We start from the raw sequence: 20,556 nt of genomic DNA, 5'->3' as shown, positions 1-20,556 counted from the left end.
TCCCGTTACCGCTGCTCCGACACGGAAGCCCCACCGATGCGTGACCGACTCCTCCGCTGTTCTTCCCTGATCCTGATCGCCGCGCTGTTGTCGGCCTGTGGCGGCAAAGACGAGGCGGCCTCGGCCGAGGCCGCCAGCGCAAGCGCGGCGTTGCCGGTCTCGCTGGCCACCGCGCAGTTGCAGCCGATGGCGCGCACGGTGCTGGTGTCCGGGCCGGTCACCGCCTATGAGGAAATGCAGCTCGGCGTGGAGATCACCGGCCAGCGCGTGACCGCGTTGCCGGTGGACGTGGGCCAGTGGGTGAAGCAGGGCCAGGTGCTGCTGCAGTTGGACCACCGCACCCTGGACAGCGAGCTGGCCCAGGCCGACGCGTCGCTGCGCCAGGCGCAGGCCTCGCAGGAGCTGGCGCGGATGAACTACGAACGCAGCGCCAAGCTGGAGGCCCAGCGACTGATCAGCGCCAGCAGCCTGGACGAACTGCGCGCAGCGCGCATCAATGCGGAAGCGCAGACCTCCACCGCCCGTGCGGCACGTGACGCGGCGAAGCTGCGCCGCGATTTTGCCGACCTGCGCGCGCCGGCCGATGGCCTGATCTCCAAGCGGCTGGTGCAGCCGGGCCAGGTGGTGTCGGCCGGCACCGAGCTGCTGCGCCTGATCCGCGACGGCCGCCTGGAATGGCGCGCGGAGTTGCCGGAGAACCAGTTGGCCGACGTGGCCGTGGGCAACACCGTCGAACTGCCCTACGCCGGCCAGGTGGTCAGCGGACGTATCCGTGCGGTCACCCCCGGGGTGGATGCGCAGACCCGGACCGGCACGATCTACGCCGACCTGCCCACGCCCGACCCGCTCAAGCCGGGCATGTACGTGGAAGGCCGCATCGTCACCGGCGACGGCCAGGCGCTGACCATCCCCACGGCGGCGATCGTGCAGCGCGATGGCCACAGTTATGTGTTCAGCGTCAACGACAAGCAGCAGGCCGCCCGCCACCGCGTGCGTACCGGCCAGGCCGTCAACGGCCAGACCGCGATCCTGGAAGGACTCAAGGCCGGCGACAAGGTGGTGGTGGACGGCGCCGGCTTCCTCGGTGAGGGCGACCGCGTGCGCGTGGTGGCCGCGACCAGGGCTGCCGCGCGATGAACATCTCCGCCTGGGCGATCAAACGCCCGCTGCCTGCGCTGCTGATCTTCTTCGTGCTGTGCGTGGCCGGTCTGTGGGGCTTCCATCAGCTGCCGGTGGCGCGCTTCCCGGACATTGCCTTCCCGATGACCACGGTCACGGTGACCCAGCCCGGCGCGTCGCCGAGCCAGCTCGAAGCCGAGGTCACCCGCAAGGTCGAGGACTCGGTGGCCACGGTCAACAACGTCAAGCGCGTGATCTCCTCGGTCAGCGAGGGCGTGAGCACCACCACCATCGAGTTCCAGCTGGAGGCCGACCTGGCCACCGCGCTGGACGACACCCGCGATGCGGTCACCCGCATCCGCACCGACCTGCCGCAGGACATCCAGGAGCCGGTGATCTCCAAGGTGGATATCGGCGGCTCGCTGATGACCTACGCGCTGGTCGCCCCGCACATGACGCCCGACGAAGCCAGCTGGTTCGTCGACCGCGACATCGCGCGCGCCATGTACGGCGTGCCCGGCGTGGCCCGGGTCACCCGGGTGGGGGGCGTGCAACGCCAGGTCCGCGTGGACCTGGACCCCAACGCGCTGATCGCCATGGGCATCACCGCCGGGGACGTGTCCCAGCAGCTGGCGCGGATCCAGGTCGAGCGTGCCGGTGGCAAGGCCGAGATCGAGGGCGCGCAGCAGACCATCCGCACGCTGGGCACGGTGGGCGATGCCCAATCGTTGCGCGACTACTCCATCGCCCTGCCGGACGGGCGCGCGGTGCGGTTGTCCACCCTGGCCACGGTCACCGATGCCGCCGCCGACCCGACCGAAGCGGCGTTGCTGGACGGCGGCGACGTGGTGGCGTTCTCGATGTCGCGCACGCGTGGTTCCAGCGAGGTCAAGGTGGAAGCCGGCGTGCACGCCGCGCTGGACACGATCAAGGCCGAACATCCGGGTATCGAGTTCCGCCTGGTCACTACCGCCATCGACGAAACCCACCGCTCCTACGACTCGTCGATGACGATGCTGTACGAGGGCGCGCTGCTGGCCTTGCTGGTGGTGTGGCTGTTCCTGCGCGACTGGCGCGCGACCTGGGTGGCGGCGCTGGCCTTGCCGTTGTCGATCATCCCCACCTTCGCGGTGATGTACTTCTTCGGCTTCACGCTGAACATGATCACCCTGCTGGCGCTGTCGGTGGTGGTCGGCATCCTGGTCGACGATGCGATCGTGGAGATCGAGAACATCGTGCGCCACCTGCGCATGGGCAAGCCGCCGCTGGAGGCCGCGCGCGAGGCGGCCGGCGAGATCGGCAACGCGGTGATCGCCACCTCGCTGACCCTGGCGGCGGTGTTCGTGCCGGTCGCCTTCATGCCCGGCATCGCCGGCAAGTTCTTCCGCGAGTTCGGCTGGACCGCGGCCACCGCGGTGCTGTTCTCGCTGCTGGTGGCACGCCTGCTCACGCCGATGATGGCCGCCTACCTGCTCAAGCCGCATGGCGAGGAGAAGCCCGATTCGAGGCTGATGGTCTGGTACCTGGGCTGGGTGGACGCCGCGCTGCGCCACCGCGGGCGCACGCTGTGGCTGGCCACCGGGTTGTTCGTGGCCTCGCTGGCGCTGGTGCCGTTCATCCCGGCCACCTTCATCCCGCAATCCGACCTGGGCCGCAGCAACCTCAGCCTGGAACTGCCGCCAGGCACCCGGCTGCAGGAGACGGTGGGCGTGGCCGAGCAGGCGCGCGCGCTGCTCAAGGACATGCCCGAACTGAAGCAGGTGTACACCGCCGTGGGCAGCGTGCTGGACCTGGGCGACCCCAGTGCCACCGGTGTGGGCGAGGCACGCAAAGCCACGCTGGTACTGGACTGGGGCACCGCCAACACGCGTGAACGCGACCAGCGCGCGCTGGAGCGCGAGGCCCGGCAGAAGCTGGCCAACTTGCCCGGCGTGCGCGTGAGCTATGTCAGCTCCGAGCCCGGCAACCTGCTGCAGCTGGTGCTGTCCGGCGACGATCCGCAACGCCTGCAGGACGCCTCCACGGCGCTGGAGCGCGACCTGCGCGGCATCCAGGGCCTGGGCAGCGTGACGTCGACCGCCTCGCTGCTGCGCCCGGAAGTGCAGATCGTGCCCAACGCCGCACGCGCGGCCGACATGGGCGTGGCCACCGCGGACATCGCCGAGGCGGCGCGCATCGCCACCGCCGGCGACTACGAGCAGCGCCTGGCCAAGCTCAACCTGCCCGATCGCCAGGTGCCGATCCGGGTTGGCTTCGCCGAGGCTACGCTGGCCAACCCGGCACTGATCGGCCAGTTGCGCGTGCCCGGCCGCAACGGTCCGGTGCCGCTGGCCGCGGTGGCCGATATCCAGCAGGGCAGCGGGCCCTCGCAGATCTCGCGCTACCAGCGCCAGCGCAACGTCACGCTCACCGCCGAGCTCAACGGCCGCCCGCTCGGCGATGTGATGACCGAAGTGCAGGCATTGCCCAGCGTCAAACAGCTGCCACCCGGGGTGACCTTCCTCAACACCGGGGATGCCGAAGTGTTCGTCGAGCTGTTCATCGGCTTCCTGTTGGCGATGGCCGCCGGCCTGATCTGCATCTACATGGTGCTGTTGCTGCTGTTCAACCACGCGCTGATGCCGGTGACCATCCTCGCGGCGGTGCCGTTGTGTGCCGGCGGTGCGTTCGGTGCGCTGCTGATCACCCAGAACATGCTCTCGCTGCCGGCGCTGATCGGCCTGTTGATGCTGATCGGCATCGCCACCAAGAACTCCATTCTGTTGGTGGATTACGCGGTGATGGCCGAGGACGAGCACGGCATGAGCCAGCACGACGCGCTAATCGATGCGTGCCGCAAGCGCGCCCAGCCGATCATCATGACCACCCTGGCGATGGGCGCGGGCATGATGCCGATCGCGCTGGGCTTCGCCGGCGATTCCAGCTTCCGCGCGCCGATGGCGATCGCGGTGATCGGTGGCCTGATCACCTCCACGCTGCTGAGCCTGATCGTGATCCCGGCGGCGTTCACCGTGATGGATGACCTGGGCAACTGGCTGTCGCGCAAGTTCCACCGGCGCCCGTCGCACCCGGTGGCTGGCGGCGCGGAGTAAGCGCGCACGCCAGCCACAAGGCAGCCCTGGGCCAGGCATGAAATCCCGTGGCAGGCACAGGGCGCCTGCCACGACCACCCCGATACACTCGGCACACGTCCCGCGAAGCGCCGCCATGCTCGACCATAGCGTCGTCCTGATGTGCCGGTGTGCCCTGTCGACCGCGTGTTCCAGCGCGTCGGCGGCAGAGGAAACCCTGCTCGGCGTCGCGCCGCCGGCTGGCGATGCGGTGGCGGTCGCGCAGCTGGCCAGCCACGTCAGACGCAGCACCACGTGCGCGTAATGCAAGCGCAATGTCATGGGGAAGTCACCGGCGCTGCCAATACTCCGCCGGTCGCCCACTACCCCCACCGACCCGATGCGCGCCTCTGGCCATTGCCCTCGAATCTCGCTGCTCGCCCTGTTGCTTTCTTCCGCCGTGCAGACCATGGCGGCCGAGCCCGCGCCCGCCGATGAGGCCCGCACGCTCGACCAGGTGCAGGTCATCGGCCAGGCCACCAGCTACGCCAAGACCACCGTCAGCCAGGAAACCCTCAACCGCCAGCAGATCCTGAGCAGCGTCAACACTGCGCTCAACGAGCTGCCGGGCGTGGTGGTCAGCGAAGCCGATGCCACCGGCTCGTCGGTGTGGGGCACGCAGATCAGCATGCGCGGCTTCGTCACCAACCGCGACACGCAGCAGATCGGTACCACCATCGATGGCCTGCCCAACGGTGGCTCGGGCTATGGCGGCGGCTCGCTGGCCAACCGCTACATCGACACGCTCGACCTGGAGACCATCGAAGTCAGCCAGGGCACCGCCGACATCTCCTCGCGCTCCAACGAGGCCCTGGGCGGCACGCTCAACTTCCTCACCAGCGATCCGCTGGCCGAGCAGCGCCTGCGCATGGTGGTGGGCGGCGGCGACAACGATGCACGCAAGTACTACGTGCGCTACGACACCGGCCTGCTCGGAGGTCACACCCGCGCCTGGGTCAGTGCGTCGTCTTCGCGCGTCAACGACTGGATCGACGGCAGCGGCCATGTCAGCAACGACCACATCGCGGCCCGGTTCGTCACCGAGCTGGAGCGCTGGACCCTCAGCGGCTACGCCTCCTACAACGATGCCGACGAGCCCGAGTACACCAGCGTCACCCCGGCCGCGTTCGCCACCCACCCGGACCGCGATGGCCTGACCGGCACGCTCACCGGTATTCCCTACCTGGACCAGAACTACCGGTCCGGATCGCGCGCGCTGCGCGAGAACACCTTCGGCTACCTGCGCGGTGCGTTCGACGGCGGCAATGGCGTCAAGGCCACGTTGACCGGCTACGCGCACAGGATGGAAGGCCGCGGCGACTGGTTGCCGCCGTACCTGGTGCAGGCCCGCAACGATGGCGTTGGCCAGCCGGAATCGGAATACCTCGGTGGCGGCACGGTGTATGGCGGCAGCGCGCTGGGCCAGTTCTACTTCGTCAACCCCGATGGAAGCGCCGCGCAGATGCGCGCCGGCTGCGTACCGCGCGCCGGTTTCAGCGCGGAATACGACCCCAACTGTTACGCCGCTGGCGTGCAGGGCGTGCAGTCCTACCGCCACTCGCACTACGACAACGACCGCGCCGGTGCCACCGCCGACGTGGAGTGGAAGCAGACCCTGGGCAGCGTGGACAACACCGTGCGTGGCGGCGTGTGGGTGGAGCAGTACGATCGCAGCGTGCGCCGCGACTGGCACCGCCTGCTCAATGTCGGCACCGACATCGGTTTTGATCACCAGCCGTACTGGGTGCAGTTCGAAGACCGCTACAAGACCAGCGAGCAGATGTACTACGTGGAAGACGTGGCCCGTGTCGGCCCGTTCAGTGCGCGCGTGGGCGTCAAGCAGTTCTTCGTCGACCAGAAGCGCAACCGGGTGATCGGCAACGCCGAGAACGTGCGGTCGGACTCCAGGTCCGATCCGCTGCTCTCCGCCGGTGGCACCTGGACCCTCCCCGTGGAAGGGCTGGAGCTGTTCGGTGGCTACTCGCAGAACTTCGCGGCGATCCCCTCCGGCGTGCTCGGCGAAACCGATGCGCAGCGCTTCGCCCGGGTCGAGCCGGAAACCGCCGACAACATCGAGCTTGGCCTGCGCGTGAGCCGTTGGCCCTTGACCGGTTCGTTGACCCTGTACACCATCAGGTTCGACAACCGCATCGTCTACCTGCCGGCGCGGTTGGCCGATGGCATCGACTACCTGGACGAGACCGATGGCGTCTACGAGAACTTTGGTGGCGTGGAAAGCACCGGCCTGGAAGCCGCGCTCGGCTATGGCTGGGACAGTGGTTGGCGGGTCAATGGGGCCTACACCTATAACCGGTCCAAATACCTGGGCAGCGGCAACCTGGCGCGCGACACCGAACTGGGCATCGTCGATGGTGCGCAGGTGATCGGCCAACCCAAGCACGTGCTGGTGGTCTCGGCCGACTGGCAGGGCGAGCGCTGGAATGCCGGCATCTCCGGTCGCTACCTCGGCGAGCGTTACCTGGATGCCTCCAACATCAACAAGCTGCCGTCGGCCACCGTGTTCAACGCCAACATCGGGTTCGACCTGCAGGGCCTGTCGCCGAAGCTGAAGGGCGTGGGTGCCAGCCTGGTGGTGAGCAACCTCACCGACCGCCGCTACCTGGCCGGCGTGGATGGCAGCGATTCCGCCTTCATCGGTGCCCCGCGCACGGTCGGCGTCTCGGTCCGGGTCGACCTGTGACCCGACGCGACACCCCCGCGCCGGACATCGGTCGCCGCCGCCTGCTGCAGGGCGGCGTCGGCGCCGGGTTGGCGGCCCTGTTGCCCAGCATCGCCCGTGCGGCGGCGATCGCCCCGCATGCGCGCAGCGGCAGCCTGGAGGATGTGCAGCACATCGTGGTGTTCATGCAGGAGAACCGTTCGTTCGACCATTACTTCGGCACCCTTCCGGGGGTGCGCGGGTTCGGCGATCGTTTTGTCATCCCGGCCGCGCCGCTGGCCGCGGGCCAGCCGCCGCGCACTGTTTGGCTGCAGCCCAATGCGGCCGGTACGCGGGCCATCGCACCGTTTCCGCTGGATACCGCCGCGCAGTTCGGGGTGATGCGCGTGGAAGGTACCCCGCACACCTGGCCCGACGCACAGCGTGCATGGGACCACGGGCGCATGGCGCAGTGGCCGGCGGCCAAGCAGGACCATGCGATGGGCTACTTCCAGCGCGCCGACATGCCGTTCCAGTTCGCGCTGGCCGAGGCGTTCACCGTGTGCGATGCCTACCACTGCGCAATGCAGGCCGGCACCAATCCGAATCGCCTGTTCCTGTGGACCGGCCACAACGATCCGCATGCACGCGGCGGTGGCCCGGCCGTGGCCAACTCGCATGACAACTTCCCCGAGCTGGGCGGCAACCCGCAGGCCTACACGTGGACCACCTACGTGGAGCACCTGCAGAACGCAGGCGTGGACTGGCGCATCTACCAGGACATGGCCGACAACTTCACCGACAACCCGCTGGCCGGCTTCGAGACGTTCCGCCAGGCCTGGCGCGGCGCGCCCGGCCACGATGCGGCCCTGCGCGAACGCGGGGTCAGCACGCGCGGGTTGGCCCAGCTGCGCGAAGACGTGCTGAAGGGGCAGCTGCCGCAGGTCAGTTTCATCATCGCCGATGCCGCCGGCAGCGAACATCCCGGCCCCTCCAGCCCCGCCCAGGGCGCGGCGTACACCGCGCGCGTGCTGGATGCGCTCACCGCCGATCCCCAGGTGTGGGGCCGTACCGCGCTGCTGCTGATGTTCGATGAGAACGATGGTTTCTTCGACCACATGCCGCCGCCCGCACCGCCGTCGCCCGATCCCAGCGTGGCCGGTGGCTGGGCAGGCGCGTCGTCGGTCTCGACCGAGGGCGAGTATCACCGGCATCCGTCACCGGGCAACGAGAAGGCCGATCCGCTCGACCTGCGTGGCCGCCCCTATGGCCTCGGCCCGCGCGTGCCGCTGTATGTCATCTCGCCGTGGAGCCGCGGTGGCTGGGTCGATTCGCAGGTCTACGACCATACCTCGGTGATCCGGCTGATCGAGCGCCGCTTCGGCGTGGCTGCACCGGCGCTGTCGCCGTGGCGTCGCGCGGTCTGCGGCGACCTGACCGGCGCATTCGATTTTTCGCGTGGCGACGTGCGGCCCTTCGTCGCGTCGCTGCCGGCCACCGCTGCCACCGCCGCGCGTGCGGCCGCGTTGCCGGGCCGTACCGTGCCGGTCGTGCCCGAGGGCCTCGCGCCGGCGCGGCAGGCGCCCGGGGTGCGCCCGGCGCGCGCGCTGCCGTATCGGCCGCAGGCGAGCATCGTGCTGGCTGACGACCACGTGCGGCTGGACCTGGCCTGCGATGGCGCGGCGGCGGTGCTGCATGTCTACGACCGTCTGCATCTGGGCGCGATCCCGCGCCGCTACACGCTTGCCCCGGGCCTGCCGCAGCAGGCGCGCTGGGCCATCGATGACGCACGCGGCTACGACCTGTGGCTGCTCGGCCCGAACGGTTTCCATCGGCACTATCGCGGCCAGCCAGGCACCCAGGCACCGCTGCAGTCCCGCATCGACCGCGACGCTGGCCGCCTGCGCCTGTGGCTGCACAACCCCGGCGCGATGCCGCTGGCGGTCACCGTGCGCGCCGGTGCCTACGTCGAGGCCGCGCCGCACCGGCAGCTGCGGATCGACCCGGGCGCCACCGTCGACATCGCCTGGGATGTCACGCCCAGCGGCGGCTGGTACGACCTGCACGTCGAGCAGCCGGGTGCGTCCCAGCGTCTGGCCGGGCGGGTGGAAGATGGCCAGCCGGGCAGCACCGATCCGGCGATGGGCGCCGAGCCGATGCGCTGGCTGGCCGACTGAGCAAGGCGGGCAGGCGCGCCCGAAAGGCCGGCCTCAGCCGTGGTGGCTACCGGCGGGCATCGTCTGGCCCGCGCCTGCCGCCGTCCACGCCCGCAGCCCCATCACCGCCAGCCCGACGAACACCAGGTACAGCCCGGCGGTGACGTCCAGCGACTTGACCAGGTACATGCCCACGTAGATCACGTCGACGATGATCCACAACCACCACGTGGCGATGTGCCGGCGTGCCTGCCACCACTGCGCCACCAGGCTCAGCGCGGCCAGCATCGCATCCAGCCACGGGAGCGCGGCGTCGGTCCAGGTATGCATCGCCGCGCCGAGCACGAGCCCGAACGCGATGCCGATGGCCAGGTCACGCAGCAGCGTGCGCCGTGCCAGTGGTGCGATCACGATCGCACCGTCCTCCTGCGCGTGCCGGTGCCAGCTGAGCCAGCCGTACACCAGGAAGCCGCCGAACACGACCTGCAGCAGGGTGTCCGAGTACAACCGGGCCTCGGCGAACACGCCCCCGTACAGGGCCACCGCCACCAGCCCGACCGGCCACGCCAGCATGCGCCGGCGTGCCATCAGCCACACGCCCAGCAGGCTGGCCATGACCGCCGACCATTCCAGGATCGCCGCGGCGTTCATAGCCCGAACGTGACCGACAGCCGTGCCTGGCGCGGCGCACCGGCGAACAGGTAATAGTCACCGGCGCTGCTGCCGGTATCCCGCCAGTAGAAGCGGTCGAACACGTTGTCCACCGACAGGTTCCAGGTGACCGGATGCTCGCCCAGCGCGTGCTTGAAGCGCAGGCCGAGGTCGACCACGTGGTAGGCCGGCGCGCGCACGCTGCCGTCCACCGTGGCCGCGTTCGCCGACGCGTAGCGCCAGCCGCCGGTGACCGCCAGACCGGAGGCGAAGGGCAGCGCGTAGTCGGCATGCACGCTGGCGCGCAGCTTGGGTACGTTGACCAGCTGGTGGCCCTCATACAGCGCGGTGCCGGTGCTGCGCGCGCGCGCCTGCAGCGCGCTGACGCTGGCAGTGAGAACCAGGCCCTTGGCGAGCCGGCCATTGGCGGTCAGCTCCAGGCCGGTGTGGGTCTGCTGGCCTTCGGCGACGAAGGTATAGCCGGCGTCGCTGGCATCGGGCCTGGCGTACTGGAACGGCTGCGAGGTGCGGAACACGGCCGCGCCCAGGGTGAGTGCGTCGGCCGCGGCGTACTTGACGCCGACTTCGGTCTGGCGCGACAGCACCGGGGCCAGGAACGCGCCATCGTTGGAGGTCCAGAACGGGGCTTCCTGGCCGAGCGAAATGCCGCGCACGTAGCTGGCGTACACATTCACCTCGTCGGTGGCGTTCCAGATCAGCGCGGTCTGCGGCAGGAAGCGCGACAGCCGGCTGCGGCGTTCCGGCGCGCCTCGCTTGTCGAAGGCGCGCTCGTCCAGGCGCACGAAGCGGCCACCGGCCAGCCATTGCCAGTCCTCGCCGAACTGCATGCGGTCCATGGCGAACAGCGCGGTCTGCGCGCTGTCCAGGCGCCGCACCGACGGGCCCGGCTGCAGCGGCGACGGCGCGAACACCGGCACCTGCGCATCGCCGATGTTGGCGGTGCCGACGTACTCGTTGACGTTGCGGCGCTTGTCGATGGTGCGCTCGAAACGATCGGCGCCGATGCTGAGGTCGTGGCCCACGCGCCCGGTGTCGATGCGCCCGCGCAGTTCGGCGCGTGCTTCCAGGTTGCGGCGGGTGTCGTCGGGGCTGCGGTAGTCGTAGACGTCGTAGTCGCCATCGGGCGCGAAGTAGTTGCCCGGCACGCTGCCATCGGCGCATTGCGCGGCGTAGTAGCAGCCATAGGCGAAGGCCACGTTGTCATCGATCACCGACCGGCTGTAGCCGGCCGACACCCGCGACTGCCACTGCGCATTGAACTGGTAGGTGTGCAGTGCGGTGATGTTGGTGCTGTCGATGCCTACCGGCCGCTGCCAGGGCTGGTAGCCCAGCATGTGCTCGCGGTCCACGCCGCGCGGCAAGGTGCGGGCGCCGAGCAGCTGGTAGCCGGAGGCCGAGCGCTGCGCGCTGGTCTGGTAGTTGGCATCCACCTCGAGCTTGCTGCGGTCGCTGATCAGCCAGTCGGTGGCCAGCGAGTAGAAATTGCGACGGCCCTCGGCGTGCTCGATATACGATTCGCTGCCATCCCACGCCGCATTCACGCGCACGCCGACGCGCGGGGTCAGCCAATGGCCGGCATCCAGCGCCGCGTAGCGCGAGCCTTCCGAGTCGGTGCCCAGGGTGACCGTGCGCACCTCGGCCGGACGCTTGCCCACGTAGTTGATGATGCCGCCGGGCGCCATCACGCCGGCGGCAAGGCCGGCCTCGCCCTTGAGAATCTCCACCTGCTGGATGTTCTCCAACGCCAGGCGCTGCTCGCCGGTGGTGCTCAGGCCGTTGAAGCGGTAGCCGGTGCCGGTATCCAGCGGGAAGCCGCGGATCGCGATGTTCTGGTAGTAGCCCACCGGCGCGTAGCTGTCGCCCAGCGAAGCATCGTTGCTGGCCAGTTCGGACAGCGTGCGCACCTGGCGGCTGTCCAGCAGCATGCGGTCCAGCACCGTCAGCGACGCCGGCGTGTCCTTCCAGTCGCCGCTGCCGAAGCTGCTGGTCTGGACGGTATCGGCCACCGGTTGCCGGGCCTGCACGCGCACGGCGGCAAGGTCGGTCGGGGAGCGTTCGGCGGCGTCGGGGGCGGCATCGCGGGCGTGCAGCGGCAGGGCGGCACACAGGGCGACGGTCAGCAGGGCAGGGCGGTAGCAGCGGTTCATTCGATTCGTCATCAGCCAGAAGAGACGAAGCGACGGCGCGCACGCACCGACCCATCCGGTCGTTGCGCCCACTGCACAAAGCTCCCTACGCCGGTATCAACCGGATCAGGTTCCAAGGGACTCTCTCAGCCTGGCTTCGCCAGGCACCCCCGCTTCAAGGGCTATTTCACCACAAACGCCGCGGCGCTGCCCGCCGGCGTTCAGGCGGCCGCATGCAGCGCCGCGAGCAGGGCCTGCCCGTCGTGGCCCTGGAACCAGGCCGCATGGCCGAGCAGGAAGGTGTGGTAGGCCACGTCCGCGTTGGCCGGCGACCCGGTGACGCCCTCGAAGTACTCCACTTCGGACAGGGCAAAATCCAGGTGCACGATCGGCAGCAGGTCGGCCAGCAGGTGCACGCGCGCGGCCGACAGGGGCAGCACCTCGCGATAGCCGGCCAGCAGGGCCAGCGCGATCCCCGGCCGCGCGGCCGGGGCCGGCCGGTCGATCTCCAGCCAGGCAATGGCATTGCGCTCGATCGCGGTGGCCAGGTCGAACAGGGCACTGGTGGGCGAGGCCAGCCCGAAGTCGAGCACGCTCGCCACGGCCATCGTCTCGCCGTCGGCGCGCCACAGCAGGTTGGAGACGTGCCAGTCGTTGTGCGCCCACAGGCGCGGTTCGGCCTGCAGGCGGCCGGCCAGGCCGGCATGCCAGGGCAGCACCGCGCGCTGCAGGTCCGCGCGCCAATCGCGCCGGCCGAGATACGCTGCCAGGCCGGGACGCTGGTCGAGGTCGTGGGCGATCATGGCCAGCGGGTCGCGGGCACGGATCAGGTCGTCGCGCGCGACGAGAAGGTGGGTGCCGCGTTGGGGCGCGTGATAATCGGCGGCCGCCTGGTGCAGGCGTGCGAGCATGCGGCCGGCCTCGTGGGCCTGGGCGATCGCGGTCAACGGCGTCCACGACGGCGCATCGCGGTATACATCCTCGCCCCGGCCCAGGGTATGCACTTCGTAGGTCCAGCCGTCGTGCGCCAGCGCGGTGCTGCCGTCGGCCGCGCGCAGCACCTGCACCACCGGCAGGCCCGCTGCACCGAGGTGGGCGATGAAGCGGTGTTCCTCGCCCAGCGTCGCCGCGCTGCGCACGCTGCCGTGGTGGCGCTTGACGAACACCTGCCCCGCGCCGGTGTCCACCAGGGCGGCCGCCGACAGCGGTCGCGGGCTGTGCCAGCGCAGGCGCGCCTGGCCGTGCCACTGCGGGTACTGCCCGGCCAGCCAACCGATCTCGGCCTCGTCGAGCGCCGGCCAGTCGGCGTCCACGGCATCGTTGTTGAGGCCCTGGACGAGGTGGGGAGCGTTGTTCATCGGGACGTGCGACGGGGGCGGTGCTGCTGCCGGGCGCCTAGGGTAGCGCGATACCGCCGGGGCCCGGAACGCAGAACGGGCGGGTCATCGACCCGCCCGCTGCTGCTACGGCTGTGTGGACACCGCTGGCGGTATTACCAGCCGCGGCCGTGTCGGCGATCCCAGTCGCGGTGGCCGCGGTCATGGCGACGGTCGCGGTCGTAGCCATAGCGACGGTCATACCGGTTGTCATGGCGATCGCGGGTGGTCAGGTTGCCGATCGCGCCGCCGGCGACGGCACCGCCCACGGTGGCGGTCGGGTCGCCGTTGGAAATCAGGTGGCCGGCCACGCCGCCCACCACCGCGCCCACCACGGTGCGCTTGTCCTTGCGGGACATGGCGCTGGCGTCGCTGATGGTGGCCAGGCCGGCGGTCAGGGCCAGGGCCATGGCCAGTCCACGAAGGCTGAGTGCGGAAATGTTGAGCATGTTCGGTTCTCCTGTCAGGTGCTTGCCACGGTCGGGAGGTGTGGCGACTGCCTGCCCACCGGCCTTGGCTACCACGCTGGGGGCCGGACATTGCCGGAACATTGCCCCGGTGGACCGCTCAGCGTGCGTATTCATCTAGCGGCAGGACGCATGAAGCGGCGCTGAAAAAAGCCTGACCTGCGCATGAATCCGGCGCTGGTACATGCGCTGACGGGCGTCAGATGTCGCCGTCGCGCAGGTAGTCGAACAACTCGGCATCGCCCTTCAGCCCAAGCTTCAGCATCGCATCGCCCTTCTGGCGGCTGATCGTGCTCACGCTCTTGTGCAGCTGCAGGGCGATCTCCTTCACCGTCTGCCCACTGCCAAGCAGGCGCAGCACTTCCACTTCGCGCGGTGACAGCGGCTTGGTGCCCACGTCACCCACGTTATGAGTGCCAATGGCATTGATGCGTTCCTTCAGGGTGCGGCTCACATACGGCACGCCGCGCTGCACGGTCTGGATGGCCAGGGGCAGCTCTTCCATCGAGGAGGTCTTGTCGACCAGGCCCAGCACGCCGGTGGAGACCACCATGCGCAGGATCGCCAGGTTGTTGGAGACGCTCAGCATCAGGACCGGCAGGTCCGGGAAACGCCGCCGGATCATGCCGATCATGGTGAACCCGTCGGCCTGCTGGCTGCCGGGCATCGAGTAGTCGGTCACCAGTACGTCGCACGGGTGCTGGGCGAGCGCGGCGAACAGTTCGTCGGCGCTGCTGGCTTCGGCCACCACCGTGCCGACCCCGCTGGATTCGATCACGGCCTTGGTGCCGATACGGACCACCGGATGATCGTCGGCGATGATGATGCGCAAGGTCATGGATTAGTATGGTCGCCGAGGCGGACGCCGCATGGGTCGTGCCGTGGTGGAAACATCATTCTACGGAGATCAGACCGCATGCGTACCCCGGTTGTCCGCTGGCTGGTTCTGCTGATCCTTGCATTCATGCCGATGTGGGCGATGGGCGCCGATGTGCCCGCGACCACCGCGTCGCTTTCGCCCCGCCAAAGTGAATGGCTTGGACGGCACCCTACCATCATCCTGGGCATTTACGACAGCGGTTGGCCGCCCTTTGAATCCATCCAGAACGGCCGTCCCCAAGGCCTGGGCTACGACTACCTGAGCCTGCTGGCGACGCGGTTGGGGCTGCGCGTGGAGGTCCGCACCTACCCCAGCTGGACCGCCGTGCTCGACGCGGCCTGTCGGGGCGAGGTGGACGTGGTGATGAACGTCACCCTGACCGCCGACCGTACCCGCTGCATGGTCTACACCCAGCCCTACATCGAGGCACCGTTGGCGGTGGTCGGGCGCCCGGACGACACCCGCACCTCGACCGACCCGGACCTGCAGGGCCTGCGCGTGGTGACCGAGGGGGAGTTCGTCACCAGCGACCAGGTGCGCGCGCGGTTTCCGCGGGCGGTGCGGATCAACGCCGCCGATACCCTGGCAGCGCTGGGCATGGTCGGCCGCGACGAGGCCGATGTGTATATCGGCAATGCCTACGTGGCCAGTACGTTGATCGGTGCCAAGGCGCTGCAGCGGGTCTCCCTGCTGCGGCCCAGCGACCTGCCGCAGGAGCGCCTGCACTTCGGCGTGACCAACGCGAGCCAGCCGCTGGCCGAGGCCCTGGACGGCGCACTGGCCCGGCTCACCCGCGCCGAGCGTGAGGCGATCGCCGATCGCTGGCTGCAGCCGTTGCAGTGGTCGCGCAGGTCGCAGTTGATCCTGGGCAACGCGGAAAAGCGCGTGCTGGCGCAACCGCTTCGCCTCGGCTTCGCGCCACATGCCGCCCCGCTGGCGTTCATCGATGCCGATGGCCAGCCCAGCGGCGTGGCCGGCGACTACCTGCGCCAGTTGAGCCTGGCCGGAGCGCACCTGACGCGGGTGCCCGCACACGACTGGTTCGAGGTGCGCGAGCAGCTGCGCAAGGGCGAGGTCGACGCGATCATGGGCATCCCCAACGACTCCACGTACCTGGGGCCGGGCTGGGTGTTCAGCCAGCCCTTCATCACCGTCCCCAACGTGATCGTGGTCGGCAGCCAGAGCCCGCCGGTACTGAGCCTGGCCGACCTCAATGGGCACAGCATCCTGGTCTCCGATCCCGATCGCCTGCGCGGTTTCATCCTGCAGCACGCGCCCAACGCACGCATCGTGCCGGCGCGCAGCGGCGAGCAGGCGCTGGCACGGCTCGCGCGCGGCGATGCCGACGCCTACGTCGGCAACCTGGCCACGGCCGATCGCATCGTGCGCGAGTCCTACCCCACGCAGTTGCACGTGACCGCGCCCGCCGGCCTCAACGATCGGCTGTCGCTGGCCGTCAAGCGCGAGTACGCCCCGCTGGCGACCACCTTCGACCGCGTGCTGGTCAATCTCGGCACGCGCGAGCACGAAGCCATCCGCGGCGACTGGCTCTCCGCCGAATACCGCAGCGGGCTGGACTGGCGCTCGATCGCGCGGTGGGCCGTGCCGCTGGCGCTGGTGCTGCTGACCGCCTTCCTGGTGCACGGCTGGGGCTATTGGCGGCTGCGCAATGAAGTGTCGATGCGACGACGGTTGGAGCAGCGCCTCGCCGAGGTCACCGACAACCTGCCGGCCACGGTCTACCAGGCGCGCCGCGATGCAAGCGGGCAGTTCTCCTTCCCCTACATCGCCGGCGACATGGAGGCGCTGTTCGGCCTCAGCGCGGCCGAGGCGATGGCCGATGGGGGGCAGGTGATGGAGCGGGTCGAGGCCCAGGACCGCGCGCGCGTGCGCGCGGCACTGGACCAGGCCGCACGCGACTTCGACGTGCTCGACATGGAGTTCCGCACCCGTCCGCACGGCAGCACGCGCTGGGTGCGGTCGCGCGCCACGCCCTATGCGGCCGAGGAGGGCCAGATGCTGTGGAGCGGCTACTGGGTGGATGTCACCGAAGCGCGTGCCCAGGCGGACGCCCTGGTCGCGGCCAAGGCGGCCGCCGAGCAGGCCGCGCAGGCCAAGTCCGCGTTCCTGGCCACGATGAGCCATGAGATCCGCACGCCCATGAGTGGCGTGCTGGGCATGGTCGAGGTGCTGGCGCATACGCCGCTGGACGACGAGCAGCGGCGCATCATCGCGGTGATCGAAGATTCCGCGCAGATGCTGCGGCACATCCTCGATGACATCCTGGACTACTCGCGCATCGACGCCGGCGCGCTGCAGCTGGAACTGCAGCCACTGGCGCTGCGCAGCCTGCTCGACAACGTACAGCAGCTGCTGGCGCCGCAGGCGGCGGCCAAGGGCCTGCAGCTGCAGTTGCAGGTCGACGCGGAGGTGGCGCCGTGGCACCTGGGTGACGGCCTGCGCCTGCGCCAGATCGTGTTCAACCTGCTCAGCAATGCAATCAAGTTCACCGCGCACGGCAGGGTCTCCATCGCGCTGGCGCTGGAACAGGACGACGAGGGCGCGCAACGGCTGCGCCTGAGCGTGGCCGACACCGGCATCGGCATTTCCCCGGAACAACGCGAGCGCCTGTTCATGCCGTTCGCCCAGGCCGATGTGGCCACCTCGCGCCAGTACGGCGGCACTGGCCTGGGCTTGAGCATCTGCCAGCGCCTGGTGGCGCTGATGGGCGGTGCCCTGGACCTGCACAGCGTCCCCGGCGAAGGCACCGAGGTGGTGGTGCGGCTGGTGTTGCCGGTGGTGCCGGCGATGGAGCCCGGGGAGGCGGCGCTGACCGGCGGCGATGGCGTGCCGGCGTTGCCGGAGGCGCTGCAGCGACGTCGCGTGCTGGTGGTGGAGGACCATCCCACCAACCAGGCGCTGATGCGCTGGCGGCTGCAGCAGTTGGGACTGGCCTACGCGCTGGCCGCCGATGGCCAGGAGGCGTTGGAACTGCTCAAGCAGGGAACGTACGACCTGGTCATCACCGATTGCCGCATGCCGGTGCTCGATGGCTACGCGATGACCAAGCGCCTGCGCGAGGACGAGCGCGCGCAGGGGCGGCCGCGCATGCCGGTGATCGCGCTGTCGGCCAGTGCGCTCGCCGAAGACCTGCAGCGCTGCCGCGAGGCCGGCATGGATGACCTGCTGGCCAAACCGGTGGCGCTGGCCACGTTGCGCCAGGCGCTGCTGCGCTGGTTGGATGCCGACGCGGCAGCGCACGACCCGCGCCACGCGGCCGATGCCGCCGTCGCCACGCCTGCGGCCGGGGCGCCAAGCCGCAGCGCGATCGTGCAACGCTTCGGGTCCGAGCATGTCGCCAACGTCATGATCGACAGCATGCGCAGTGCCACCGAGGACGACCTGCGCCACAGCCAGAGCGCCCTGGACGCCGACGACAGCCATGCCGCGGCGGAGGCGCTGCACCGCATGGCGGGGGGGCTGGGCGCGCTCGGGGCCGGCACGCTGGCCGTGCAGGCACGCACGTTGATGGAGCGGGTCGAACGCGAGGGCGTGCCTGCGTGCCGCGACGCCATCGAGGGCTTCGAGCAGGCGCTGCGCGCCTACCTGGCATCGTTGCAGGCCGGCTGAGCAGGCGGGCCGCGGCTCAGCGTGCCTGCTGCAGGTACTCGATCACCTGCCGCCGCCGTTCCGGATCGGCGGTGGCATTGCGCATGCGCGAGCCGGGCACCACGCTGTCGGGCGAGCGCAGGAAGGCGTCCAGCGTCTGTGCATCCCAGGTGATCTGCGCCTGGCGCATCGCCGGCGAATACGGGTAGTCGGCGAGGCTGCCGGCGCGGCGCCCGATCACGCCGTGCAGGTTCGGGCCGAAGCGGTGCACGCCACCGGCGTGGCTTGTGTGGCAGCCGGCACAGATCGCGAACGCGCGCTGCAGCTGCTGCTCATGCCGTTGCGCCGGCGTCTGCGGCGTACGTGCGCACGCCGCCAGCCAGAGGCAGGCCGACACCAGGCAAATCAGGCGCAACGACATGGGCATTCCGGTAGCGGCGGTACAGGCGCAGATGATAGCCAGCCGCGCCGGCCTGCCGCCGGGATCGGCCTGCGACCATTGGCCGCAGGCGCGTGTTTCACATGCCCGTGTAGTTGGGGCCGCCACCGCCCTGCGGGGTTACCCAGACGATGTTCTGGGTGGGATCCTTGATGTCGCAGGTCTTGCAGTGCACGCAGTTCTGCGCGTTGATCTGCAGCTGCTCGCTGCCCTGGGCACCGACGAATTCGTAGACCCCGGCCGGGCAGTAGCGCGCTTCGGGGCCGGCGTATTCGGCCAGGTTGATCCGCACCGGCACGCTGGCATCCTTGAGCGTGAGGTGGCTGGGCTGGTCCTCGGCGTGGTTGGTGCTGCTCAGGAACACCGAGCTGAGCCGGTCGAAGGTGAGCACGCCATCGGGCTTGGGATAGACGATCCTGGCGTGCTTGTCCGCCGGCTCCAGGCAGGCATGGTCCGGCGTGCTGTGGCGCAGGGTCCACGGCGGGTTGCGGATGCCCAGCTTGGGCAGCAGCCACTGCTCGATGCCGGTCATCAGCGTGGCCACGGTCTGGCCCTTCTTGAACCACTGCTTGAAATTCCTGGACTGCTTGAGTTCGTCATGCAGCCAGCTCGCCTCGAACGCGGCCGGGTAGGCGCTCAGCTCGTCGTGCTGACGATCGGCGGCGAGCGCATCGAACGCGGCATCGGCGGCCAGCATGCCGGTCTTGATCGCCGCGTGGCTGCCCTTGATGCGGCTGACGTTGAGGAAGCCGGCTTCGCAGCCGACCAGCGCGCCACCGGGGAACACGGTCTTGGGCAACGACATCAGGCCGCCGGCGGTGATCGCGCGGGCGCCGTAGCCGATGCGCTTGCCGCCTTCCAGGTGCTTGCGGATGGACGGATGGGTCTTGAAGCGCTGGAACTCTTCGAACGGGCTCAGCCACGGATTCTTGTAATCCAGGCCGACCACATAGCCGATCGACACCTTGCCGCCGTCGGCGTGGTACAGGAACGCGCCGCCGTAGGTGGCGTTGTCCAGCGGCCAGCCGGCGGCATGCACCACCAGGCCGGGCTCGTGCTTGGCCGGGTCGATCTGCCACAGCTCCTTGATGCCGATGCCGTAGGCCTGCGGGTCCTTGCCGGCATCGAGCTGGTAGCGCGCGATCAACTGGCGGCCGAGGTGCCCGCGCGAGCCTTCGGCGAAGATCGTGTACTTGGCATGCAGTTCCATGCCGCGTTCGAAATTCGGGCCGGGCTGGCCATTCTTCTCGATGCCCATGTCGCCGGTAGCCACGCCCATCACCGCGCCGTCGGCGCTATAGAGGACTTCGGCGGCGGGGAAGCCGGGGAAGATCGAGACTTCCAGCGCTTCGGCCTGCTGGGCCAGCCAGCGGGTGACCTCGCCGAGGCTGACGATGTAGTTGCCGTCGTTGTGGAAGCACTCCGGCAGCAGCGCATGCGGGGTGCCGCGCGCGCCGGTCTCGCTGAGGAACAGGAACTCGTCGCGGGTGACCTTCTGCTTCAGCGGTGCGCCGCGTTCGGCCCAGTCCGGGAACAGCTCGGTCAGCGCGCGCGGGTCCATAATCGCGCCGGACAGGATGTGCGCGCCGGGTTCGGAACCCTTCTCCAGGATGCACACGGACAGCTCGCGGCCGGCCTCGATCGCGCGCTGGCGCAGACGGATGGCGGTTGCCAGGCCGGCGGGGCCGGCACCGACGATCACCACGTCGAACTCCATGGCTTCACGCGGGGGCAGGGCGGGGGTCTCTTCGCTCATGGGGATGCGTAACTCTTGGGTAGTGCCGTCGGTCGAAGCCGATGGCGGTTGCCTGGGAATCGCGCGCGCGGCAGACGGCGCAACTACTGGATCAGGTATGCAGGGTAGCCGGACGCGGCGTTTCCGCCTAGATCGCCGACGTTGACGTCACGTGAGTGCATGCTTCACGCGCGGCGATGGTGCGGCG

General features: G+C 69.6%; 12 protein-coding genes and 1 riboswitch. Of the genes, 5 read left to right on the top strand and 7 right to left on the bottom strand.

Annotated elements, in window-relative coordinates; genetic code table 11:
* Positions 1 to 36 precede the first annotated feature (36 nt).
* The 4 genes from AC06FD_RS11695 to AC06FD_RS11680 all read left to right on the top strand — a co-directional run bounded on the left by AC06FD_RS11695 (position 37) and on the right by AC06FD_RS11680 (position 9,065).
* Positions 37 to 1,137 (top strand): efflux RND transporter periplasmic adaptor subunit, encoded by a 1,101-nt coding sequence (locus tag AC06FD_RS11695; RefSeq protein WP_478077885.1) that lies wholly within the window; start codon positions 37 to 39, stop codon positions 1,135 to 1,137.
* On the top strand, positions 1,134 to 4,211 hold the full coding sequence (locus tag AC06FD_RS11690; RefSeq protein WP_478077884.1) for an efflux RND transporter permease subunit: 3,078 nt from the start codon (positions 1,134 to 1,136) through the stop codon (positions 4,209 to 4,211). Before AC06FD_RS11695 ends, AC06FD_RS11690 begins: the two co-directional genes overlap by 4 nt.
* A gap of 358 nt (positions 4,212 to 4,569) precedes the next feature.
* Positions 4,570 to 6,930: a TonB-dependent receptor gene (locus tag AC06FD_RS11685; RefSeq protein ID WP_478077883.1), complete on the top strand. Its 2,361-nt coding sequence runs from the start codon at positions 4,570 to 4,572 to the stop codon at positions 6,928 to 6,930.
* Positions 6,927 to 9,065 carry a phosphocholine-specific phospholipase C gene (locus AC06FD_RS11680; protein ID WP_478077882.1) on the top strand — a complete coding sequence of 713 codons (2,139 nt, stop codon included), beginning with the start codon at positions 6,927 to 6,929 and terminating at the stop codon, positions 9,063 to 9,065. Before AC06FD_RS11685 ends, AC06FD_RS11680 begins: the two co-directional genes overlap by 4 nt.
* A 33-nt stretch (positions 9,066 to 9,098) precedes the next feature.
* Here the strand turns inward: AC06FD_RS11680 and pnuC are convergent, their stop codons facing one another.
* The 5 genes from pnuC to AC06FD_RS11655 all read right to left on the bottom strand — a co-directional run bounded on the left by pnuC (position 9,099) and on the right by AC06FD_RS11655 (position 14,523).
* Positions 9,099 to 9,680, bottom strand: a complete 582-nt coding sequence (gene pnuC / locus AC06FD_RS11675; protein WP_478077970.1) for a nicotinamide riboside transporter PnuC — start codon at positions 9,678 to 9,680, stop codon at positions 9,099 to 9,101.
* Between the two features lie 11 nt (positions 9,681 to 9,691).
* Positions 9,692 to 11,863 (bottom strand): TonB-dependent siderophore receptor, encoded by a 2,172-nt coding sequence (locus AC06FD_RS11670; protein WP_478077881.1) that lies wholly within the window; start codon positions 11,861 to 11,863, stop codon positions 9,692 to 9,694.
* 65 nt (positions 11,864 to 11,928) lie between these two features.
* Positions 11,929 to 12,024: riboswitch (TPP riboswitch) on the bottom strand.
* A 39-nt stretch (positions 12,025 to 12,063) separates the two neighbouring features.
* Entirely contained in the window at positions 12,064 to 13,200 is a 1,137-nt protein-coding gene (locus tag AC06FD_RS11665) for a phosphotransferase enzyme family protein (protein ID WP_478077879.1), read from the bottom strand.
* Between the two features lie 134 nt (positions 13,201 to 13,334).
* Positions 13,335 to 13,667, bottom strand: coding sequence for a glycine zipper 2TM domain-containing protein (locus AC06FD_RS11660; RefSeq protein ID WP_478077878.1), 333 nt, complete (start codon positions 13,665 to 13,667; stop codon positions 13,335 to 13,337).
* Positions 13,668 to 13,884: 217 nt separating this feature from the next.
* Positions 13,885 to 14,523, bottom strand: a complete 639-nt coding sequence (locus AC06FD_RS11655; protein WP_478077877.1) for a response regulator — start codon at positions 14,521 to 14,523, stop codon at positions 13,885 to 13,887.
* Positions 14,524 to 14,601: 78 nt separating this feature from the next.
* Here AC06FD_RS11655 and AC06FD_RS11650 point away from each other — a divergent pair, with 78 nt between their 5' ends.
* The gene (locus tag AC06FD_RS11650) at positions 14,602 to 18,195 is read left to right on the top strand and encodes an ATP-binding protein (RefSeq protein ID WP_478077876.1); all 3,594 of its coding nucleotides are present in this window, start codon (positions 14,602 to 14,604) and stop codon (positions 18,193 to 18,195) included.
* Between the two features lie 16 nt (positions 18,196 to 18,211).
* Here the strand turns inward: AC06FD_RS11650 and AC06FD_RS11645 are convergent, their stop codons facing one another.
* Positions 18,212 to 18,595, bottom strand: coding sequence for a c-type cytochrome (locus tag AC06FD_RS11645; protein WP_478077875.1), 384 nt, complete (start codon positions 18,593 to 18,595; stop codon positions 18,212 to 18,214).
* A gap of 97 nt (positions 18,596 to 18,692) precedes the next feature.
* Complete coding sequence (locus AC06FD_RS11640) at positions 18,693 to 20,369, bottom strand: electron transfer flavoprotein-ubiquinone oxidoreductase (RefSeq protein ID WP_259206839.1); 1,677 nt, start codon at positions 20,367 to 20,369, stop codon at positions 18,693 to 18,695.
* Positions 20,370 to 20,556 lie beyond the last annotated feature (187 nt).

The organism is Stenotrophomonas sp. Steno-Z1 (assembly GCF_056393175.1).
The sequence above is the reverse complement of the archived record's forward strand: the minus strand, read 5'-3'. Positions and strand labels throughout refer to the sequence as shown.

Coding starts and splice junctions, on each gene's coding strand:
- AC06FD_RS11685 (WP_478077883.1), top strand. CDS start 4,570: ATGCGCGCCTCTGGCCATTGCCCTCGAATCTCGCTGCTCGCCCTGTTG.
- AC06FD_RS11690 (WP_478077884.1), top strand. CDS start 1,134: ATGAACATCTCCGCCTGGGCGATCAAACGCCCGCTGCCTGCGCTGCTG.
- AC06FD_RS11695 (WP_478077885.1), top strand. CDS start 37: ATGCGTGACCGACTCCTCCGCTGTTCTTCCCTGATCCTGATCGCCGCG.
- AC06FD_RS11660 (WP_478077878.1), bottom strand. CDS start 13,667: ATGCTCAACATTTCCGCACTCAGCCTTCGTGGACTGGCCATGGCCCTG.
- AC06FD_RS11670 (WP_478077881.1), bottom strand. CDS start 11,863: ATGAACCGCTGCTACCGCCCTGCCCTGCTGACCGTCGCCCTGTGTGCC.
- AC06FD_RS11650 (WP_478077876.1), top strand. CDS start 14,602: ATGCGTACCCCGGTTGTCCGCTGGCTGGTTCTGCTGATCCTTGCATTC.
- AC06FD_RS11655 (WP_478077877.1), bottom strand. CDS start 14,523: ATGACCTTGCGCATCATCATCGCCGACGATCATCCGGTGGTCCGTATC.
- AC06FD_RS11640 (WP_259206839.1), bottom strand. CDS start 20,369: ATGAGCGAAGAGACCCCCGCCCTGCCCCCGCGTGAAGCCATGGAGTTC.
- AC06FD_RS11645 (WP_478077875.1), bottom strand. CDS start 18,595: ATGTCGTTGCGCCTGATTTGCCTGGTGTCGGCCTGCCTCTGGCTGGCG.
- AC06FD_RS11665 (WP_478077879.1), bottom strand. CDS start 13,200: ATGAACAACGCTCCCCACCTCGTCCAGGGCCTCAACAACGATGCCGTG.